We start from the raw sequence: 15351 nt of genomic DNA on the forward strand, positions 1-15351 counted from the left end.
TTTTTATTTTTTTATCCCCTTTTTTTATTTTACTGATCCCCGCCCCGTTTGCATCAGGACATTTTCTTAATAACTTCCCCATTGTTAACAAATAGTCTGGCCTTTTAAAGACTGAGCACCAGCCCTGTCCCTGAAAAGCGTCCGGTTATCGAATATCCATTTATTTAAGTAATTTTTTCAAAAGATTGCTATTTTATATTTCTTATTACTTTCATGCATCCAAAGCTTTATTCATTTAGAGCACGTGAACTTTACCTTGCCGAATAGCATCGCCTCCTTTAATCTAGTAGTAAAATAAAATTGCTGGAGGTGGCCATTTTGTCGAAACCTTTTAAATTTAAACAGCCTGGGCTTTTCGGCCAAATGGTTCTGCTCGTGCTTACTGTACTCTTAATTTGCATATTGTTAATTATTATTTCTTTTTCATCCATTATTGACCAAATGATTGAGAAGACAACTGGACAGCAGGCGCTGACAGTTGCGGAATTGGTTGCCGAAAACGATTCCATCATTAATGCGTTTTATACAGATCATCCAGCACAATTGATTCAGCCTATTGCCGAGAAGCTAAGAGAACGGACAGGCGCTGATTATATTGTAATAGCGAACGAGGATGGTATCCGTTATTCCCATCCCTATCCGAATCAAATTGGCAGAGTTACAGAAACGAGCAATAAAGCCCCGCTGGCAGGAGATTCTATTGTTTTTATTGGAAACGGCGTTTTAGGAGAAGCAGTTAAAGCGAAAACACCCATTTATGATGAGTCCGGTACGATTATCGGTGTATCTTCCGTTGGTTTCTTGACCAATGAAGTAGAAGGTAAAATTTTCGTCTATCAATTGCGGGTAGCCGGTTTCGGCGGACTTGCCCTTCTCATTGGCATACCAGGCGCCTTCTATATTGCCCGCCGTGTCAAGAAGCTTATTTTTAATCTGGAGCCAGAGGAAATTTCTCATGCCTTCTCTGAAAAGCAGGCTATTCTGGAATCAATTGCGGATGCCACTCTTGCTATCAGCCCTGATCTCAATATTTTATCAGCCAATAAAAAAGCGCGTACCATTCTGGGTGAACATACAAAAGATACACTGACTGAGCCACATTTGAAAGCGCTTATACAAACTGCCTTGCTGAATCCGAACCTTTTCATTCAGGAACAAGTGCTCATAAACAACTCGATATATATTGTAGACATCTCGCCCATCCAGGCTCAAGAAACGGCAATATCAGGATTAGTGCTGACTATTCGCCCCTTCTCTGAAGTTGAAGATTTGGCAAATGAACTTATTGAAATCCGGCAGCATGCCAACCATATTCGGGCACAGACCCATGAATATTTAAATAAATTGAACACATTAAACGGGCTCCTGCTATTGGATCGTTACGAAGAAGCAAAGGCACTTATGAAGATGGAAGTGCAGGAATTGCAGCAAACTGTCACCTTTTTAATGTCTGCAATCAAAGATCCTTTGATTGTTGCCCTTCTTCTTGGGAAAGTGAACCGCGCCAAAGAAATGAAAGTATTAATTACATTCGACGAAAACAGCCAGTGGCTGGACTTCCCTGATACCATTCAAAGCGAGCATGTCGTGACAGTGGTTGGTAATCTGATTGATAATGCTCTGGAAGCGTCTTCTGCATGGAAAGGAAAAAACGCCACTGTCCACCTGTCCTTTACAGACTACGGAGACGAGCTGATTATGGATATTGAAGACAATGGCAAAGGCATGACCTCTGAAGAAGAAGCTTACTTTTTTACAGAAGGAGCGACAACCAAAAATCACCCCCAGCATGGACTGGGCCTGACCATTATGCAGCATGCATTGAGCCAGCTTGGCGGGGAATGGTACCGTACAGATCGATCAGAAGGAACATGTATGACAATCGCCATTCCAAAAACTAAGCCCGATTACCCAAACGGGAAGGAGAGAGAATCATGACTAACCCATCAATTGGGGTGCTTATCGTTGAGGATGACCCTGTCGCTTCGTCTGTATATGAGCAGCTTATTCAAAACAGAAAAGACTTCACTGTCATCGGAAAAGCACAAACTGCTTCAGAAACCATGCAATTGCTAAACGTTATTACACCAGATCTGATCCTGCTCGATGTTCATCTGCCAGATGCAAATGGCATTGATTTGCTATTCCAAATCAAACACGCACACCGTCATGTAGATATCATTATGATAACCGCTTCAAATGATGCTAAAACAGTAAGAGACGCCATGCGTGGAGGAGCATATAGCTATCTCCTGAAACCGATTATGGTTGACAGCTTTTTTTCAACATTTGAAGAGTACAGCCAAACAAGGCATGCCTGGCAAACAAATTCCCATATCAGACAAGATGAAATACAGCGGCTCTTTCAAAAAAACACTTCAGCTGCCGAGACAAAGCACGAGGCCGAAACTTTGCCAAAAGGCATCGACAAACATACACTCCGCAAAGTTACACAAGCAATGGAAGCTGCATCTACAAGCCTAAACGCTGAAGAAGTAGGTTTGCAAATCGGAGCAAGCCACTCCACGGCAAGGCGCTATTTAGAGTATCTGGTTTCGATTGACCTGGTGGAAGTCGATATTGTCTATGGCAGCGTGGGCCGTCCAGAACGCCGATACAAACAACCCTAGCAAGCCCCTTACAAAGGGGCTTGCTTTTTTTAGCTATGTCTTAAAGAAGCTTCTATAGGATAAACATTACCTGACCAAGAAGTTCAATTTAACGAATAAGCTCCCTAGTGAAAGATAGTAATCTTACATAATCTGGTATTTCTCTATTTTCATAAAAAATATGAAAATTATGAAACTATTGCTTTTTATTCAAATAAAACAACTAATCTATTCTTACGAGAGCAGTCCTGTTAAAGTAATTCGAAAGGAAGCGCTTACAAATATTTAGGAGGGTTCAAATGCTCGCGTTGCTTGGATATTTTATGGTTGCTGTTTTTATGGCCTTAATTATGACAAAACGAATGTCTGCACTACTGGCATTAATTATTGTACCAATTGTTTTTGCTTTAATTGGCGGTTTTTATACCGGAATCGGGGATATGATGCTCGAAGGGATTAAGCAAGTTGCTCCTACAGGTGTTATGCTTGTGTTTGCTATCCTTTATTTCGGTATCATGATTGATGCCGGCTTATTTGAACCAATTGTGAATACGATTTTACGGATTGTAAAAGGGGATCCGCTAAAGATTTCCCTCGGAACAGTTGCTCTCGCGTCACTTGTTGCCCTGGACGGAGATGGGACAACAACATTCATTATTACTGTCACAGCCATGCTGCCTCTATACAAAAAGCTAAATATGAATTTATATATGCTCGCAACGCTCGCACTTCTCTCTATCGGCGTCATGAACATGACGCCATGGGGCGGACCGACAGCCCGAGTCATCAGCTCTTTGCAGCTCACAACCGAGGAAGTATTTCTTCCGCTTATTCCTGTAATGGCAGCTGGAATAGTCTTTGCCCTTCTAGTTGCTTGGCATTTTGGATTAAAGGAACGGAAACGGATTGGAATCTGCCAAATGGATGGCCCAATTGCCAGTGAGATTCAAGCGGCCAAGGAACAAACCGCTGCCGCTGTTGATCATGGAGAAAAGTTCGCAGAGCTGCAGCGTCCAAAGTTAATTTGGGTTAACGCCGGACTGACGATAGGCCTGCTTATTGCCTTAATTGCCGGATTGCTGCCGCTCCCTGTTCTCTTTATGTTAGGATTCGCGATTGCCGCGATGATCAACTATCCAAACCTGGTACAGCAAAAAGAACGCATTGCCGCTCATGCTGGAAATGTTCTCGCAGTGGTCGCATTAGTCTTTGCCTCTGGTATATTCACAGGAATCATGAACGGGACTGGAATGGTAGATGCAATGGCGACAGCACTTGTCCAGGTCATTCCAGAACAATTGGGAACCCAGCTGCCTTTAATTACGGCTATCACGAGCATGCCATTTACGTATTTCATGGCAAACGATCCCTATTACTATGGAATTATCCCAATCATTGGAGAAACTGCTGCCAGCTACAATATTCCTATGGCTGAAATTGCCCGTGCATCAGTACTCGGCCAGCCCGCTCACGTATTAAGCCCGCTCTATGCCGCAGGTTACCTTCTAGTCGGCATGATAGGAATTGACTATGGCCAGAATCAGCGTTTTGCTTTAAAATGGGCAGTTGCCTCTTCATTATTTATGATCGTTGCTGCCATTGCATTTGGCGTTATTTCGATTTAATAGTTAGGGTGATACATATTATTCGTATCACCCTATTAATCTGCAACGCACTCTATAGTTTAAGTGTAATTCTTCATAAATCTTATTTAACACAATTGGTAAAATGACGATCATTACTTGAATCGAGTAAAAAACATAAAACGCAGCATTTGACTTTGTTTTACTGCGTTAAATGTTCGTTATAACCATACATCTAAAACTTTAATATAGAGTACACCTTTAAGTCCTTATGTTCCCCTTTAACATACATTACTCGTCTGCTTATACCTTCAAAAGACATACCTAACTTTTCCATAACACGCTCTGAACCTTTGTTTTCTAAAAAGCATCTCGCTTGAATACGAACTAAGTTCATACTGTCGAAACCAAAAGAGATGATTGCTCTTGCAGCTTCAGTAATTAAGCCTTTGCCCCAGTATTCTTTAGATAGAACATATCCTATTTCAGCACTATCGTGTTCTGGCTGCCACCAAACAAAGTGAACCGTTCCAATAAATTTACCATTTTCTTTAAGCTCTATCCCCCATGGAGCATCATATTGAGGTAAAAACTTATTTATAAATTCAATTGTATCTGTTAATGAAGAATGAGTGTCCCAGGTTACAGATTTCGTTACTTCTTCATCCGAAGCATATAAATACATATCTTCTGTATCATCCAATGTGACTTTTCTAAGTATGAGACGTTCCGTTTCTATACTAGGTACATCAGCAAACTTTTCTATAATCTTCATAAATTCACCACTTCAAAAATATTAAAACTGATAAAAATTTTATCATGTTTTTAGAATTTTCATTTTCAATTTAACTGCCCCGTTAGCTGAATAAGACAAGAATTATTATATTTCGAAAAAGTTATCCCTTTCTACTTTACACACTCTTAGTGCGAAGCTCTTATACCATTCTTTTTTACCTCTATCCTGTGCAACTTGATGTGCCGAGTATTCCTTCCAATTCTTTATTGCATCCAAGGAAACCCAATATGAAACTGTAATTCCTAACCCTTCATCACGAGCACTTTCAAGGCCTAAGAATCCCTTTTGCTGAGAAGCTAACTCTGCCATTTTTTCCGCCATTTTTCCGTAACCTCTATCTCCCTCAGTTCTCTGTGAAGAAAAAATCACTGCGTAATAAGGTGTTTCAGGAGTTTTTACAATTCCATTCATACATTGTTTCCTCCATTTCAATATTTTTATAATTCCCGCTATTCTATTATAAATATTTTCAAACAAGAAAAGCGACTGCCCTTATTGAACAATCGCACACTATATAATAAGATATTTACCCATGGTTTCATTTGGTCATTTGCGTCCATTAATAATCTGCCTGGGTCGCAGCCATTACCAAGACATGCTCGGCCTACTTTTCATTAACCTTAATATCTTTGTCAAACACATAAACAGTCATGGCAATGTCCATTTCTATATTGATATCCGCATAAATGCTGACAAGCTTCGCCTGAACTAATTCCTCCAATTTTTTTACTTTAGCAGAATCCTCATAGATTCTTTTCACTAGTGTGGTCCTTGCCTCATGAACCATCTGAATATTGAACTTAAATCTCCTCTGATTTCTGGGATAATGTATTTTTCGTATGCTTATTCACAAACTGCTCCAACAAAGGAATAAATTTCTCATGCGCATAAATGCCTTCCGATTCTGAAATAGTTTGAAAAAGAACAGTATGTAAAGATTCTGTTAATAAGTTTAAAGCCTGCTGGACAGACCCATTCTCAAATTTCTCCAATGACTCAGGCAATTCATCCTCGTCTAAAATAAAATATTCTCCATTCGGAAGTACTAAAATGTCGATTATTAAATCTTCAAAAGATACCATTCTATCGCTTATAAATGTATTTTTTACAATGTTAAAATAAGAGCCTAAATAATTTCCTTTATGGTCTCTCCAGAAATATAAATTATATGGGCGATCTTCCCAGTAATAAGCAATTGTATAACTGCCTTTCGGTATTGTTAATTGAGCTTGATTGGCTTTCATTGTAAAAGTGTCTTCAATAATATGAAAAAGCACCACACTCTGATTTTGTACAGTCAACAGCATACAATTATATTCCACCACTTTGGAATCATACCTTATTTTTCTTTCTATTATTTCAGCCCCATTGAATTGGTGAGTTCTTCTTAGATTTGTCATAGCGGAAACCTCCCAATGGCAAATAAGAACCAGGCAACATGTATTTACAACATTAAATTCATTATGTACTGTTCGCCAATTGGCCCCATTTTTCTGCGTCCTGTATCCTGAAACCCAACTTTTTCATAAAGATTTTGGGCAGCAATGTTTTTGTGATTAACAGCTAATACGATTTCATTACAGTCAGGGAATTCGTCAGCAGCAAATTTTCTTAGTAAGTACATAGCCTGCTTTGCATATCCCCGTCCTTGTTTAGCCTGATTGATGGAAAATGATGTTAGCAGCATCGCCTGCGGATTGTCCGAATACTCCTTTACTCTTTCAGTTGAATGCACTAAAAAGAAGCCCACTGGTTCTCCATCACAAAGGATAACGATCCGATGCTGGCCATCTATTACTTCTTTATAATTGCCTGGCAGCGAAGTGAATTGAACCTGCTCTTCAGGAAGCTCAAAAGAGTTCAAAATATCCATATATTCATTAGAGAAATGCTTTAATTCCAAATAATTTGTATTTTTCATTTATTCTCCCCCTCAGTTTAATAGTATGATAAGAACAAATGTTTGTACAGTTAAAATTTTGTAATTAAACCAAAAATGAATCCAAAAAATAAGCTGCCGTGATGGCAGCTGGCACTATTTTTTCTTGCATTTTATCATGAAGAAATTTATTGATGGTTTATTTTTCATATCCTTACTTGGCTCGTCAATTTCTGAAATCTTTATCAGGCCATATTGTCCAAATTCTTGTTTTATGGTGTGAGAATCATAAAAAAACATTTTCACACCTTCCATGATCTCAAAATAGTCTTTATCCAATTGCTTGCCCTTGCCAAACATAGGGGCTTTTTTTGAAACAGCTGTAAAAATCATATAGCCATTTGGCTTTAACTGATCATAGCAATCTTTAATGAACTTCTCTCTCTCAACCTTATTCAATAAGTGAATAAGGGCATGGGAGAATACACCAGTGTAAATATGTTTATCAAAAGGCATGTCAGTTACTGAACCATGAAAAATTCTGCTGCCAATCCCATGTTGCCTCGCCAGATCAATGGCTGTTTTTGAAATCTCAATACCTGTCACATCTATGCCATTTTCAATAAAAACCTTCGCATTTCTTCCATATCCAAAACCCGGCAACAGTATATCCTTAACATTCTTTTCAAGGAAAAAGTCCCTTGTTAAGACAGCGGAATCTGCAGCCTCAAACCCCCACATCGTTTGTTTTTCTATAAAACTTGATTCCCAGAATTCCATTGGATCTCTATCTCCTTATGTTTTATTTTCATTAGGGTGCTAAACTGCTTAACCTCATTTGAATTGTAGATATAAAGACTCTTTAATAACTATAATCGGATTTTGTTTTTTTGTAAATGTAATTCCTTAACAATTAACAGAATGTATTCTTTACCAAACTTTAGCCGGCCTGCTCCTTTAAGTAAACAAAAAAGCTGCCTCTTGGCAGCTTTTCATAAAAAAATGGACCTTCTTATTAGATGGATGAAATCTTCAGCTGAACCGAAGGCCCCTTTAAGTTAATTGCATAGTTGTAATACAAGTACCATCATTCTCAAAAGTTGAAATTTCTGATTCCGATGCTTTTCCATCATACTTAATCCTTATTTGATATGTTTCATCTCTTGGGAGCCATAAATCAAAAAATCCATTTGCTTGGGACCTTACTTTTTCGTTCAAAATGACATTGCCTTCCTTATCTTCAATATATACATCAAACTCTTTATCAGCTAATTCACCTTGACAACCTGTCAAGCTATGATTAGTTCAAGGATGGGTTTCATTAACGTAAGGTGCAATAGAAACGAAAAACTCTTTTTTCGGCAGATCATAAACTAATTCTTCCCCATCCGCTTTTTTTACCATTAGCTGCTGTGAGGTAATCGAAGCAGACTCGCTCTTAATGTTTCCTGCACTATAATCATTCACCAATTCTTTGATGTTTTCAGCCTTTAAAGCTTCCTCATCATTTGAAGCTTCTTGTCCACACCCAGCTAAAACAATAGAAATAAGTGAAACAGCCAAAACTATTTTTATCTTCATCCTTATCACTTCCTAATTTAGTTTACTTCAACTTGTCCCATCATGCCATTATCCTCGTGTTCCAGCAAATGACAGTGGTACATATAGATCCCTTTATTATTAAACTTTACTGCCAGCTTTACTGTTTGGCCGGGTTCAATTGCGACAGTATCCTTCCATCCCTGAAGGATTTCAGGAGGATCTCCTCCGTCAATTGAAACAATTTTAAATTGTGTTCCATGGATATGGAATGGATGGATCATTCCACCCATCGGATCTGGCTTATTATACACTTCCCAAATCTCAGTTTCCCCTTCTTTTTGGGTAAGATCAATTCGATTCATATCAAATTGTTTGCCATTAATGGTTACATGCCTTCCCATTCCAAACAGTTCTAGTCTTTTAGATACCGGCAAGTTTCTTTCTTCATCCGTTACTTTATAGTCATTCAGATTTTCTGGCAGTTCTGCCGAATTTGTTTGTTCTTCTTTGACTTTAAACGGCAATAAAATGGTGCCTTCTTCATTTAGCAGCGCAATGTCGCTGACAGAATTTTGCTTTGAAAAATCAACGATTATTTCGGCTCTTTCGCCAGGTGTCAGAGTAATTTCACTCCTTTCTAACGGTTCATTTAAGAATCCGCCATCCGTTGCAATCTGCTGAAATGAATCACCAGTATTTAATTTGAATGTATAATTACGAGCGTTCGATCCATTTAATAAACGCAAACGGACTTTTTCCGCCCCAACAGTTAATTTAGGATTCAGTGTGCCATTTACCAATAAAGTATTGCCAATTGTTCCATCATCATTGTGCACTGCTTTGAAATTTAATTGGTTTTGATCATCAAATTGACGATCCTGAAAAACTAAAGGAAAGTCATTCACTCCATAATGATCCGGTAAACCAAGTTTTTGAGAATTTTCATCTTCCACATAAATGAGGCCTGCCAGACCTTTATACACTTGTTCAGCTGTAATGCCTTTTTGATGAGGATGGAACCATAAGGTAGATGCTTCCTGATTGACTGTGAATTTTACCTCTTTTGTTTCACCAGGTTCGATTATTTGGTGTGGTCCTCCATCGCCTTTACCCGGAATATCCAAGCCATGCCAGTGAAAGGTTGTTGGCTCAGTTAACTCATTCCTTGTTTTAAATGTGACGGCATCCCCTCTTTTTATACGAATCACAGGACCTAAAAATGAACCATTATATCCATACGTTTCTGTTTGAATACCTTCTAATATTTCCGTCGTTCCCTGTTGCGCAGTAATAGGATAACTTCCATCCTTGGGTTCAAGCAAAGGAGGTATCGCCAGCTCATTTTCCTCTGTCGAGTCATTAAGTGCTGGAGGATTCTCATGGCTCATATGCCCTCCCATTTCCTCCATATCCCCCATTTTCTGTTCAGGTTCCATTTTGGTATGGTCCATGGCTTGATTTTTTTCAGATTCATTTTCCGGCTGTGTATCCCCCGCACTGCATCCTCCAATCATAATCGTGCTTATTAATAATGAAGAAATCCAAAATCTTGATCTCATTTTGTTTCCTCCCTCTATTTCTACTACCAAAGGAAACAATAGCAAATAAATATGGAGAAATTGTGGAGTTTAATGAAATAAATAGTCATAAACAAAATAGAAATATGTCCATTTTTTTAAATTTTTTTATAACTTCATATTTGTTAAAATTCACTTTTCGTTAAATATAAATTCTGCCTAAATATCCCCTCTCCTAATCTGTTCAATTACCCTTTCAAGCCAATAAATAGCGTGCTCTGCTTTGGTCGAAACATATCCGCCAAGGAATTCTATGAGGTTCTCATTATCTTTGTCTATTTGAATCAGCTTTTCGAAATTTTTATAATATTCCCACTTAGCCTTGGAGTTCTTTAATTTTTCTTCAAGGATCGCGGCTGCTTTATCCCGATCTACATATTTGATGTTGGCCAGACCCACTATCATTTCACCGATCGAATCGGCCGTTTCAAATAATTTGCAGATTTTTTTCGGCAGCTCTTCCCTTCCTTTAGCCGTGATTTCAAATATTTGTTTATCAGGACGGTGTTCTTCTTTTAAAATTTCGACCGTTTCAATTAAGCCTTGTTTTGCCAATGAATCGAAATGGTAGTACAGCTTGCTCTCTGTTAATCCAGCTAGCTGATCAAATGGAATAGGCTCTGAAAGCTGCTTTTTTATTTTATAAGGATAATTCTTACCCTCCATCAGTTTGGTTAAAATAAATATTTGAATGGTCATTCTTTATGCTCCTTCAAGAGAATTACCCTTATTTTAGCAAAATGAAGCTGGCATTTCAGCCTCATACTTTACCTGGCTTAAATAGAAGACTCCCTTAAAGCCTGTCTGCTTTAAGGGAGCCTCTGCTATTATTTATAAACTTTCATCGGCAGATTTATTAAGGATTGGCCAGTGGCTGATGCCGTTAAGTTCTTTTCTAATTCAAACCCTTCCACTGGTTCGATGCTGGAGAACTTTTTCACGAAGGTCTCCAGTGCTATTTTCATTTCCAGGCGTGCCAGAGGTGCACCCAGACAGAAATGCGGGCCATTTCCGAATGTTAGATGCTTTTTATTGTTAGGGCGGTGTATGTTTACAGAAAAAGGATCTTCGAATATCCGATGGTCCATATTGCATGCACTCATCCAAGCAATAACGACATCCCCTTCTTTTAACTCAACGCCCAATAAATTGTTATCTTTTTTCACAGTGCGGTCTCTTCTCGACATATGGAAACGATAGCGGAGCATTTCTTCAACTGCGATTGGCACTAATTTCAGGTCTTTACGCAGTTCTTCATATAAAGACTCATCATCATAAACCAATGAATAAAACGTATTGGCAATCGCATGGCTGGTTGTTTCCACTCCTGCGCCTAAAAGCAGCATGGTCACCTGCACAATTTCATCATCGGTAAACTTTTCACCATCTACTTCAGCTTGAATTAAATCAGAGATAATATCATCCGAAAGATTCGACCGCTTTTGCACAACAATCGGATAGAGATATTGAAAATATTCTTTCGCAGCATTCTGTTTTTGAATCTCTATATCTTCCAGTCTTTCTTTATCGTAAGGCTGGAAGAGGATATCCACCCATTCCTTGAACTGAGCCCTGTCCTGTATCGGCACGCCGAATAGATCTGCAATAACCATACTAGGCAGCGGGGCGGCCAAAGCCTCAACAATATTAACTTCGGTATTTCCCTGGATGTTATCTGCCAGTTCCTCCGCAATCTGCTCGATGCGCGGCTCCCAATTCTTCAAACTGCGGGGAGTAAAAGCTGCTGCTAACAAGGAACGCCCTTTCCGATGATCGGGAGGGTCTGCAAGTGTAAGATTTGTTAAAGACGACGCTTTTTCATGCTTGTCATTTGCTCCAACGAATATCGTTGTTCTCGGCCCGGCACTTGAAAAGAATTCATAGTTGCCCAGCACCTGTTTCACACCATCATAGGTAAAAACATTCCATGTATTCGTATGTTCATGATAATAAACCGGATGATGGTGAAGCATGTCTTTATACCACTCAATAGGAAAAAACTCTTCTGCACGTGACTGAAAATTAGTAATCTCGTTTACGGGAATGACTTCTTTCAACATACTATTTCTTTTCCTCCTTTAAGATGGGGGTCACTGGGCTGCAACAATCAGGGACAAGAGCAAATTTAAGCTTTAATATCCACTAAGGGAAATGTACCTTCCGTTATTACATTACTCTAAACAAAGTAGTTTAAAAAGAGTATTTTTGGCTAAAGATTTCCATTTTTTATTTGAGGGAAAATTTATAAATAGTCCATGTAACCTACATATAGGAAGATGATTTTTTCAGAAACAAGACGTATTAACTCCATAAAAAAACAGCCTCCCTATGCTGTCTGTAAGGAGGCTTCAGCTCGTAAAATATGTGCCCGAAAAAAACACAGGGAAATTTTGGTTTTTAAGTGATTAGACATATGTTAAGGTAATAAATATAGGGATGAGTCCCTTGTTAAATAAGAATTAAAAAGGAGGCCTCGTCATGATTATCAAGTGGATTCAGCACAGATAATTAACAGGGGCAAATCAAACATGCTCCGGAAAGAATTTGATCTGCGACATTAGGAACGGTGATTAAATAATACGGAGGTAAAATATGAGAGAACAGATAATGAAAATAAATAAAGTGAATATATGTACAGAAAGTTTTGGTAACTCTAAGGATCCAGCTATCCTTTTGATCATGGGCGCAATGACTTCACTGGACTGGTGGGATGAGGATTTCTGCCTCCGCCTTGCTGATCAGGGGAGATTTGTCATTCGGTACGACCATCGGGATCTGGGACGATCGACCACATATGAACCTGGGACTTCCAATTATACGATAACAGACCTAGCTGACGATGCCGCCGGTGTCCTGGATGCTTATCATATAGGGCAGGCACATATCGTTGGTATGTCCATGGGAGGCTTAACTGGCCAGATTCTTGCCTTAAGATATCCGGACCGTGTACTGACGCTTACGCTCATTGCATCAAGTGTGTTTGGGACTGAGATGGAAAAGCTGCCTCCAATGGATCAGAACATACTGGATTACCACACGAAGAGTGCTTCCATCGATTGGACGAATCGGGATGCTGCTATTCCTTATCTCGCGGGCGGATGGAAAACGTTAGCCGGCTCCAAACCTTTCGAGCAGGAAAGAATATATAAACTGGCAGAAAGAGAGGCGGATCGCGCCAACCATCTGCCGAGCAGATTTAACCATGCCTTGCTGCAAGGAGGAGACGTATATTTCGATAGAATGAATGAAATCAGCGTACCGGTGCTCATTATTCATGGCACAGAAGACCCAGCCCTCCCATACGAGCACGGGCTTGCTCTTAAGAAAGCCATCCCTCACTCTGAGTTAGTAACACTAGAGGGAACTGGGCATGAGATTCATAGTGATGACTGGAATCAAATTATAGATTCCGTTGTAAAGCTTAGTTCTAGATAAGAAAAATAAGTTGAAAGAAAATACCCATTCACGCAAGTAGGCTTGGTTCTAGTTGTATTTACTAGTTTTATTTAAGGTAACATATGGAAAGTTCAAAGCCCGATTTCTCAATGTTATTAACGAGAAATTGGGTTGCTTTTTCTTCGCAATCAGGCCTTTATAATAAAGCACTGGTTGTGAAAGTACATTTATTCACAATCCTATTCTAAAATTGATAACTGGGCCGGCTAATAGTACAAATCCCCACGCTGTTAGCTAATAAAATTCCAATATATAGGACCCCCGCTTCTCCACATATTAAATTGATAAAGACATCATCAAACCAAAATAAAGGGCGAAAACAAAACTCATCCCAAAAAGAACTGCAATAGAAGGTTTTACTTTCTTATAACTGATCACAACTAAAGCTAAGAAAAGAAGTGAGTTAACCATTAAAAATAACGATAAAAAATTTGGTGTTAAATGAACATTCATGACTGAAAGAATGTCAGTCCCCAAAAGCCATTCCACCCAATCCGAAGCACCTTCCGACTGGACCGTAAACTCAACCTCATGGGGCGGCGATAAAGTTCCCAACACACTTGTAAAACAAAAAACAAGGAAAATAATAATACCCTCCTCTTTGATCCATGGCCGAGGGTCAAAAGAGGAAATTCTTAATGACTTTCTGGTTAGCACTCCATTTAAAAATGCGAATACCAATAAAGGAATAATGCTTAGATGTTTTAACAGCAGCATTTGTCCATAAGGCAAAACCCACGAATCTACATAATCCTTTGGCTCAACCACATAGATCATGAGGGCAAAGCCGCTTATAAGCAAGATCATTAAATTTATGATTGCACATGGGGTAAACCACCTCAGGAACTCTGGCCATTTTTCTTTATCACTTGAAAACCAGGCGACGTGAATTAGAATCCCTGTCCAAAGTGTCACCATAAGAAAATGGATGGAGTGTGCAATAAACCCGTTCCAAAAGGACAGTGAGGCAACATGACTGGAGTACCCAATGGCACAAACCATCAGGAGCAGCCAAAGCGCCTGCAGATATTTTGAACCATTTAATAACAAAGTTATCCATAGAAATACCGACATTAATCCAATGAATATCCAGGCTCTTCCTACTTGAAAATCTGTCAGAACTGAATAAGCTGCGAGTGTAAGACCTACGCCATCGCTAAAATAAGAAATCGTCTGTGCGACCGGTCCAAATGTAAAAATATAAATGCCTAAAGTTGATAAAAGCAGCGTCTTTTTCGAGATATTTATTTTGGGCTTTTTCTTTTCAGGTATAAACTGAAGTGCTGTGTTTCCGATTAAAATCGAAAATAAAAGATACGCTGCGATTTCGGCTAATGGTACGACTACACTCATTTTAACGCTTCCTTCGGAACAGAAGGAACAATCCAAACACTAATACAGCCAATGTCAAAATTGGAATAAAGATATTCATAATCCTATTTGGGGAGGATTCTTTTTCGCCCTCTGCACTTTTCTCTGTTTCTTCTGTCTGGATCTTTTCTTCATCAGTGATTTGAGATTCTTCCATTTCTAAATCTTGACTTGTATTTTCTTCAGACTTTACAGTAAAGGGGATTTCCCCATTAATCTGGTGCCCGTCTTCCCCGACTATATTCCAGCGAATAACATAGGATCCGTTTTCAAGTGGTGCTTCTAATGTTCCACTCATTTGCTTGCCATTTGGTTCAACATTAGAAAAAGGGATTTCGTGTCCCTCTATGACTAGCGTCATTGCACTCAAAGATTCAATTTCACCTGCAAAGGTAAGAGTAATTTCATTTAGATCATCCGTTACCACTTGTCCTGATTTTGGAGTTGAAGATTCCAGCCCAGTGTGAGCAGCTGCCATTGATGGCAATAGGATGAAAAAACATAGGAACGACATTAGTATCTTATTCATAGTAAATTT

At 39.0% G+C, this 15351-nt stretch carries 16 protein-coding genes; 4 read left to right on the top strand and 12 right to left on the bottom strand.

Annotated elements, in window-relative coordinates; genetic code table 11:
* Positions 1-318 precede the first annotated feature (318 nt).
* The 3 genes from QUF73_14065 to QUF73_14075 all read left to right on the top strand — a co-directional run bounded on the left by QUF73_14065 (position 319) and on the right by QUF73_14075 (position 4234).
* The gene (locus tag QUF73_14065) at positions 319-1938 is read left to right on the top strand and encodes a sensor histidine kinase (GenBank protein MDM5227326.1); all 1620 of its coding nucleotides are present in this window, start codon (positions 319-321) and stop codon (positions 1936-1938) included.
* A complete protein-coding gene (locus QUF73_14070) occupies positions 1935-2630 on the top strand; it encodes a response regulator (protein ID MDM5227327.1) in 696 nt (231 codons plus the stop codon). The genes QUF73_14065 and QUF73_14070 overlap by 4 nt, the downstream gene beginning before the upstream one ends.
* A 278-nt stretch (positions 2631-2908) precedes the next feature.
* Complete coding sequence (locus QUF73_14075; GenBank protein ID MDM5227328.1) at positions 2909-4234, top strand: CitMHS family transporter; 1326 nt, start codon at positions 2909-2911, stop codon at positions 4232-4234.
* 193 nt (positions 4235-4427) lie between these two features.
* Here QUF73_14075 and QUF73_14080 read toward each other — a convergent pair whose 3' ends face one another.
* From QUF73_14080 to QUF73_14125, 10 genes are all read right to left on the bottom strand, one after another.
* Positions 4428-4967 carry a GNAT family protein gene (locus QUF73_14080; protein MDM5227329.1) on the bottom strand — a complete coding sequence of 180 codons (540 nt, stop codon included), beginning with the start codon at positions 4965-4967 and terminating at the stop codon, positions 4428-4430.
* 105 nt (positions 4968-5072) lie between these two features.
* Positions 5073-5399 carry an antibiotic biosynthesis monooxygenase gene (locus tag QUF73_14085; protein ID MDM5227330.1) on the bottom strand — a complete coding sequence of 109 codons (327 nt, stop codon included), beginning with the start codon at positions 5397-5399 and terminating at the stop codon, positions 5073-5075.
* A 193-nt stretch (positions 5400-5592) separates the two neighbouring features.
* Positions 5593-5775, bottom strand: coding sequence for a Na-translocating system protein MpsC family protein (locus QUF73_14090; protein MDM5227331.1), 183 nt, complete (start codon positions 5773-5775; stop codon positions 5593-5595).
* Between the two features lie 13 nt (positions 5776-5788).
* The gene (locus QUF73_14095; GenBank protein MDM5227332.1) at positions 5789-6388 is read right to left on the bottom strand and encodes a DUF402 domain-containing protein; all 600 of its coding nucleotides are present in this window, start codon (positions 6386-6388) and stop codon (positions 5789-5791) included.
* Positions 6389-6432: 44 nt separating this feature from the next.
* On the bottom strand, positions 6433-6909 hold the full coding sequence (locus QUF73_14100) for a GNAT family N-acetyltransferase (GenBank protein ID MDM5227333.1): 477 nt from the start codon (positions 6907-6909) through the stop codon (positions 6433-6435).
* Positions 6910-7023: 114 nt separating this feature from the next.
* Complete coding sequence (locus tag QUF73_14105; GenBank protein MDM5227334.1) at positions 7024-7647, bottom strand: class I SAM-dependent methyltransferase; 624 nt, start codon at positions 7645-7647, stop codon at positions 7024-7026.
* A gap of 273 nt (positions 7648-7920) precedes the next feature.
* Positions 7921-8448: a CueP family metal-binding protein gene (locus QUF73_14110; protein ID MDM5227335.1), complete on the bottom strand. Its 528-nt coding sequence runs from the start codon at positions 8446-8448 to the stop codon at positions 7921-7923.
* Positions 8449-8465: 17 nt separating this feature from the next.
* Complete coding sequence (locus QUF73_14115; GenBank protein MDM5227336.1) at positions 8466-9968, bottom strand: multicopper oxidase domain-containing protein; 1503 nt, start codon at positions 9966-9968, stop codon at positions 8466-8468.
* Between the two features lie 177 nt (positions 9969-10145).
* Positions 10146-10685, bottom strand: coding sequence for a helix-turn-helix transcriptional regulator (locus tag QUF73_14120; GenBank protein MDM5227337.1), 540 nt, complete (start codon positions 10683-10685; stop codon positions 10146-10148).
* 128 nt (positions 10686-10813) lie between these two features.
* A complete protein-coding gene (locus QUF73_14125) occupies positions 10814-12046 on the bottom strand; it encodes a cytochrome P450 (protein ID MDM5227338.1) in 1233 nt (410 codons plus the stop codon).
* 532 nt (positions 12047-12578) lie between these two features.
* Here QUF73_14125 and QUF73_14130 point away from each other — a divergent pair.
* Complete coding sequence (locus QUF73_14130; GenBank protein MDM5227339.1) at positions 12579-13421, top strand: alpha/beta hydrolase; 843 nt, start codon at positions 12579-12581, stop codon at positions 13419-13421.
* 297 nt (positions 13422-13718) lie between these two features.
* Here the strand turns inward: QUF73_14130 and QUF73_14135 are convergent, their stop codons facing one another.
* Both QUF73_14135 and QUF73_14140 read right to left on the bottom strand, forming a co-directional pair.
* Complete coding sequence (locus QUF73_14135) at positions 13719-14795, bottom strand: CopD family protein (GenBank protein ID MDM5227340.1); 1077 nt, start codon at positions 14793-14795, stop codon at positions 13719-13721.
* Between the two features lies 1 nt (position 14796).
* A complete protein-coding gene (locus QUF73_14140) occupies positions 14797-15342 on the bottom strand; it encodes a copper resistance protein CopC (protein MDM5227341.1) in 546 nt (181 codons plus the stop codon).
* Between the last annotated feature and the right edge of the window lie 9 nt (positions 15343-15351).

It is taken from the genome of Cytobacillus sp. NJ13 (genome assembly GCA_030348385.1).
Classification (GTDB): domain Bacteria; phylum Bacillota; class Bacilli; order Bacillales; family Cytobacillaceae; genus Cytobacillus.

Coding starts and splice junctions, on each gene's coding strand:
- QUF73_14070 (MDM5227327.1), top strand. CDS start 1,935: ATGACTAACCCATCAATTGGGGTGCTTATCGTTGAGGATGACCCTGTC.
- QUF73_14075 (MDM5227328.1), top strand. CDS start 2,909: ATGCTCGCGTTGCTTGGATATTTTATGGTTGCTGTTTTTATGGCCTTA.
- QUF73_14080 (MDM5227329.1), bottom strand. CDS start 4,967: ATGAAGATTATAGAAAAGTTTGCTGATGTACCTAGTATAGAAACGGAA.
- QUF73_14085 (MDM5227330.1), bottom strand. CDS start 5,399: ATGAATGGAATTGTAAAAACTCCTGAAACACCTTATTACGCAGTGATT.
- QUF73_14090 (MDM5227331.1), bottom strand. CDS start 5,775: ATGGTTCATGAGGCAAGGACCACACTAGTGAAAAGAATCTATGAGGAT.
- QUF73_14095 (MDM5227332.1), bottom strand. CDS start 6,388: ATGACAAATCTAAGAAGAACTCACCAATTCAATGGGGCTGAAATAATA.
- QUF73_14100 (MDM5227333.1), bottom strand. CDS start 6,909: ATGAAAAATACAAATTATTTGGAATTAAAGCATTTCTCTAATGAATAT.
- QUF73_14105 (MDM5227334.1), bottom strand. CDS start 7,647: ATGGAATTCTGGGAATCAAGTTTTATAGAAAAACAAACGATGTGGGGG.
- QUF73_14115 (MDM5227336.1), bottom strand. CDS start 9,968: ATGAGATCAAGATTTTGGATTTCTTCATTATTAATAAGCACGATTATG.
- QUF73_14120 (MDM5227337.1), bottom strand. CDS start 10,685: ATGACCATTCAAATATTTATTTTAACCAAACTGATGGAGGGTAAGAAT.
- QUF73_14125 (MDM5227338.1), bottom strand. CDS start 12,046: ATGTTGAAAGAAGTCATTCCCGTAAACGAGATTACTAATTTTCAGTCA.
- QUF73_14130 (MDM5227339.1), top strand. CDS start 12,579: ATGAGAGAACAGATAATGAAAATAAATAAAGTGAATATATGTACAGAA.
- QUF73_14135 (MDM5227340.1), bottom strand. CDS start 14,795: ATGAGTGTAGTCGTACCATTAGCCGAAATCGCAGCGTATCTTTTATTT.
- QUF73_14140 (MDM5227341.1), bottom strand. CDS start 15,342: ATGAATAAGATACTAATGTCGTTCCTATGTTTTTTCATCCTATTGCCA.